This window comes from Pseudomonas sp. SDO55104_S430 (assembly GCF_054070595.1).
The window spans coordinates 1-4,558 of sequence record NZ_JBSVXG010000339.1; the positions used below are offsets into that span (position 1 = coordinate 1).

At 64.2% G+C, this 4,558-nt stretch carries 4 protein-coding genes; all 4 read left to right on the forward strand.

Annotation, left to right across the window (positions count from 1 at the left end):
* Positions 1–258: 258 nt before the first annotated feature.
* The 4 genes from ACW9JE_RS28940 (at position 259) to ACW9JE_RS28955 (ending at position 4,509) form a co-directional block, all read left to right on the forward strand.
* A complete protein-coding gene (locus ACW9JE_RS28940) occupies positions 259–972 on the forward strand; it encodes a GntR family transcriptional regulator (RefSeq protein ID WP_457434703.1) in 714 nt (237 codons plus the stop codon).
* Complete coding sequence (locus ACW9JE_RS28945) at positions 969–1,967, forward strand: ADP-ribosylglycohydrolase family protein (protein WP_457434704.1); 999 nt, start codon at positions 969–971, stop codon at positions 1,965–1,967. The genes ACW9JE_RS28940 and ACW9JE_RS28945 overlap by 4 nt, the downstream gene beginning before the upstream one ends.
* Before the next feature lie 153 nt (positions 1,968–2,120).
* Positions 2,121–3,587: a purine-cytosine permease family protein gene (locus ACW9JE_RS28950; protein ID WP_457434705.1), complete on the forward strand. Its 1,467-nt coding sequence runs from the start codon at positions 2,121–2,123 to the stop codon at positions 3,585–3,587.
* Positions 3,580–4,509 carry a PfkB family carbohydrate kinase gene (locus ACW9JE_RS28955; protein WP_457434706.1) on the forward strand — a complete coding sequence of 310 codons (930 nt, stop codon included), beginning with the start codon at positions 3,580–3,582 and terminating at the stop codon, positions 4,507–4,509. The genes ACW9JE_RS28950 and ACW9JE_RS28955 overlap by 8 nt, the downstream gene beginning before the upstream one ends.
* Positions 4,510–4,558: the final 49 nt, after the last annotated feature.

Genomic DNA, 4,558 nt, shown 5'->3' on the forward strand with positions numbered 1-4,558 from the left:
GCTCCTACAGGATTTCGCGTGACCGTAGGAGCGAGGCTTGCCCGCGAAGGCGATTTTGAATGTAGCGACGCCATCGCGAGCAGGCTCGCTCCCACAGGGGATCTGTCCTGCACACATGATTTTGTGTGTGACCCGGATCATTGTGGGAGCGAGCCTGCTCGCGATTGACCGCGCAGCGGTCACCTTCCAGCCTCCCTTCCGTCATCTCCCCACAAATACTTCTTGCTCGAAACAATTGGTTTCATGTTCAATTTGTACATGATTAGACAGGTTCGATTCGACAAGAAAAAAAGGGTGGTCGATGAGCTCATTCGGCGCATTGAAAGCGGCCTCATGGAGGACGGGTTTCATTTGCCGGGCGAGCATCAGTTGGCTCAGGAATTCAAAGTCAGCCGAGGTACTTTGCGTGAAGCGCTGGCCGAGTTGAAACGGCGCAATTACATTGCGACGCAAAGCGGGGTAGGGTCCATCGTCACGTTCGACGGTGTGGTGCTCGACCAGCGCAACGGCTGGGCCCAGGCCCTGGCCGACAACGGATCGCTGGTCAATACCGAGGTGCTGCGGCTGGAGGCGGTGACGCGTCCCGACCTGCTATCGCGTTTCGGCACCGACCAATTCATCACACTGGACCGCCGACGCCGCTCCAACGACGGCACGCTGGTTTCCCTCGAACGCTCATTGATGCCCGCAACCGGTGGCCTGGAAGGCTTGCCGCGGGTCGGTTTGATCGACAACTCCCTGACCATCACCCTGGCCGCCTACGGCTACATCGGTGAGCGCGGCGACCAATGGATCGGCGCCGAACCCTTGAGCGCCGAAGACGCCGAACTGCTGGGACGTCCAGCGGGCACGGTGTTCCTCAAGGCCTTGCGTACCACCTACGACCGGCAGAACCGCTTCATGGAGCAAGTGGAAAGCCTGCTCGACCCCGTGCATTTCCGCATGCACCTGCAATTTGGAACCCCGAAATGACTGCGCTCAATCGTGCCCTGGGCGCGTTCTATGGCCTGGCCCTGGGCGACGCCCTGGGCATGCCGACCCAATCCCTGAGCCGCGACGACATCAAGGCGCGCTTCGGTGAAATCAAGGACCTGCAGGACGCCGGTCCCCTGCAACCGATTGCCGCCAACATGCCCAAGGGCTCGATCACCGACGACACCGAACAGGCGATCCTGGTCGGCCAGTTGCTGGTCGATGGCAAAGGCCGGATCAAACCCGCGCAACTCGCCCAACGCCTGATCGAATGGGAAGCCGAGATGCAGGCCAAGGGTTCCCAGGACCTGCTCGGCCCTTCGACCAAGCGCGCCATCGAGATGATCCTCGCCGGTCATTCGCCGGAGGAGGCCGGGCGCTACGGCACCACCAACGGCGCGGCGATGCGCATTACGCCGGTCGGGATTTCCGCGGACGTGAGCGATCCGCAGCGCTTCATAGAGGCGGTGATTCAAGCCTGCCAGGTCACCCACAACACCACGCTGGGCATCTCCAGCGCGGCGGCGGTGGCGGCGGTGATTTCCGCCGGTATCAACGGCATGGCCCTGGGCGAGGCGCTGAGCCTCGGCCAGCACATCGCCCAACAGGCGCAGAGCCACGGCCACTGGGTTGCCGGTGGACGCATCGCTTCGCGCATCGGTTGGGCACAGACCATCAGCGTCGACAGCGACAAGGCGGCGCTCGCCGATTTGCTGTACGACGTGATCGGCACTTCGGTGGCTTCGCAGGAGTCGGTGGTGGTGTCGTTTGCCCTGGCCCAGCAGGTGGCCATCGGTGAGATGACCGCTTTCGACGCGCTTTGCATGGCGGCGAGCCTGGGCGGCGACACCGATACCATCGCCGCGATTCTCGGTGCGATGCTGGGGGCCTGCCTGGGCCTGGAGATCTGGCCGTTGGCGATGATCGACAAGGTCAAGGCCGTCAATGATCTGGAGTTGGAGCCTTTGGTGAAAGGGCTGCTTTCACTGCGCTGAATATCCCCGATCCCCTGTGGGAGCGAGCCTGCTCGCGATGATCGTCAACGATAACGCTGGCTGTCTGAATGCCCGCGTCGTCCGGGCCTCCATCGCGAGCAAGCTCGCTCCTGCAGAGGGCGAAGAACAAAAATGGCAACAGGAGCATTTTTCATGAGTTCATCGAACGCCGGGCAGAACGCCGGGCAGCTGGAAACACGCGGCATCGAACCGGTGCCGGAGGCCGAGTGCAACGGGCATCCGCTGCAGCTGTTCTGGGTCTGGTTCGCCGCCAACATTTCCATCCTCGGCCTGCCGCTGGGTGCGACCCTGGTGGCCTTTCGCGGGCTGGCGATCTGGCAGGCGATCATCGTCGCCATTCTCGGGGCCGCCGGTTCCTTCGCGGTGGTCGGGATCATCTCCATCGCCGGTCGCCGTGGTCGGGCGCCGAGCCTGACCCTGTCCCGCGCGATCTTCGGCATGCGCGGCAACATCGGCCCGACCCTGGTCTCGCTGATGTCGCGCCTGGGCTGGGAAACCGTCAACACCACCACCGCCGCCTTCGTGCTGCTGTCGCTGTGCTCGATCCTGTTCGGCTCGCCGGTGGAGGCGAAAAGCGCACCGCTGCTGACCCTGACCTTCATCGCCATCTTCGTGTTGTTGACCCTGTCGGTCTCGGGCCTCGGCCACGCCACCTTGCTGGTGATCCAGAAGTGGGCGACCTACGTGTTCGGTGCGCTGAACATTTTGGTCGGCGGCTTCCTCTGCGCCACCATCGACTGGAGCGCGGTGTTCAACGCAACGCCGGCGCCGATGAGCGCGATGATCATCGGCATCGGCACCATGGCTGCCGGCACCGGCATCGGCTGGGCCAACGCCGGCGCGGACATGTCTCGCTATCAGCATCGCAGCGTGAAAGCCGTGCGTCTGGTGGCCTCGGCGGCGTTCGGTGCGGGGATTCCGCTGGTGCTGCTGATCACCCTCGGCGGCCTGCTGTCGGTGGGCAACGACGACCTGGCCCAGGCCACCGATCCGATCATCGCCATCCGCGACATGCTGCCGACCTGGATGGCCGTACCGTACCTGATCACCGCGTTCGGCGGCCTGCTGCTGTCGAACAACCTGTCGGTGTACTCTGCGGGCCTGACCACCTTGACCCTGGGCCTGAAGGTCAAGCGCGTGTACGCGGTGGTGGTGGACATCGTCGCGATCTTCGCCGGTTCCATCTATTTCATGCTGATTGCCGACAGCTTCTACGGCCCGTTCATCACTTTCATTTCCCTGCTGGCAGTGCCGATCACCGCCTGGGTCGGGATCTTCGTGGTCGACCTGATTCACCGTCACTACTACAGCCCCAAGGACCTGCTGGACGTCAGTCCGAGCAGCGCCTACTGGTATCAGGGCGGTGTGGAGTGGCGCGCGTTCGGCGCCTGGGCGCTGGCGATCGTGCTGGGTTTCAGCTTCACCACCATCGGCACCACGGCGGAAAACGTCTGGTTCAAGGGCTTCCTGTCCGACTCGTGGCTGGGGCACAACGGCCTCGGCTGGATCGTGACCTTCGTCGTGGCCGGGGGGATTTACTTTGTACTCGGTGGCGCCAGGGATCGTCGCGCCGCGCTGAACGAGAATGCTCATGCCTAAGATGTTGCACACCGGCCAGGTCATCATCGACCTGGTCATGGCGGTGGATCAGTTGCCGCAAGCGGGCGGCGATGTACTGGCGCAGTCGGCCAGTTTCGAAGCCGGTGGCGGTTTCAACGTGATGGCTGCTGCGGCGCGCAACGGGTTGCCGGTGGTGTATCTGGGGCGTCATGGTAGCGGACGCTTCGGCGACCTGGCCCGCGAGGCGATGAACGCTGAAGGCATTCGCATCGGCCTCGCCGGTCGCGCCGAACGGGATACCGGGTTGTGCGTGGCTATCACCGACGCTTCGGCCGAGCGCAGTTTCGTGTCCTACATCGGCGCCGAAGGCGACCTGACTGCCGAAGATCTCGCAGATGTGAAGGTGGAGGCGGGCGACTACGTGTATGTCAGCGGCTACAGCCTGCAGCTGACCGGCAAGGGGCAGGCGCTGGTGGACTGGGTGCTGGCGTTGCCGAGGCAGGTCAAGGTGGTGTTCGACCCGGGGCCGCTGGTGGATTCGCCGGATGCACCGCTGCTGCAGGCGCTGCTGCCGCGCATCGATCTGTGGACCAGCAACAGCGTCGAGGCGCTGCGCATTACCGGAGCGTCGGATATCGCCGGGGCGTTGGATCTGCTGGCCGGGCTTCTTCCTGCCAAGGTTTTGATGGTGGTGCGCGACGGGCCGCAGGGGTGCTGGATCAGCCAGGGCTCCGAGCGTCGGCATGTGCCGGGGTTCAAGGTTGAGGCGGTGGACAGCAACGGTGCCGGTGATGCGCATGCCGGGGTGTTTGTCGCGGGGTTGGCGCAGGGTTTGTCCGCCTTTGAGGCGGCGCGGCGGGCGAATGCGGCGGCGGCATTGGCGGTGACTCGGTGGGGGCCGGCTACTGCGCCAGGGGCTGCTGAGGTTGATGCGTTGATCAGTCGGGCATCCATCGCCTGATCGGCCGCCTTCGCGAGCAAGCCCGCTCCCACAGGGGATTTGTGTCGTT